This window comes from Mycobacterium sp. NGS40, from assembly GCF_059812735.1.
In genome coordinates, this window is the sequence record NZ_JCALDG010000129.1 from 1 (window position 1) to 398 (window position 398).

Sequence of the window (398 nt, forward strand, 5' to 3'; positions counted from 1 at the left end):
ACGATTCGTTGGCCGGGGGAGGCGAGGCGTTTGGCGTGGTATAGGCCGACGGGTTTGCCTTCATCGAAGAGGGTGAGGTAGTGGTGGGCGTGGCGGGCCAGGCGGATCACGTCGGAGATGGGTAGCCGGCTGCCGCCGCCGGTGAGGCCGTGGCCGGCGGCGGCTTCAAGCTCTTGCAGGGTGGTGGACACGATGATGGTGGCGGGTAGCCCGTTGTGCTGGCCCAGTTCCCCGGAGGCCAGGACCGCGCGCAGGGCGGCGTTGAGCCCGTCGTGGTGGCGTTGCGCGGGTGAGCGGGGGTCGTGGTCGATGGCGTCCTGTGTCGGAGCCCCGTCCACGCAGGGGGTGTCGTCGTCGGGGTTGCACATGCCGGGGGCGGCGAGCTTGGCCAGCACCGC

The 398-nt window shown here is 71.1% G+C and carries 1 protein-coding gene; it reads right to left on the reverse strand.

What is annotated here, in order from left to right; translation table 11 throughout:
- Positions 1–398: DUF222 domain-containing protein (locus tag AC5Y5O_RS32250; protein ID WP_500028775.1), on the reverse strand; the 398-nt coding region annotated here is incomplete at both ends.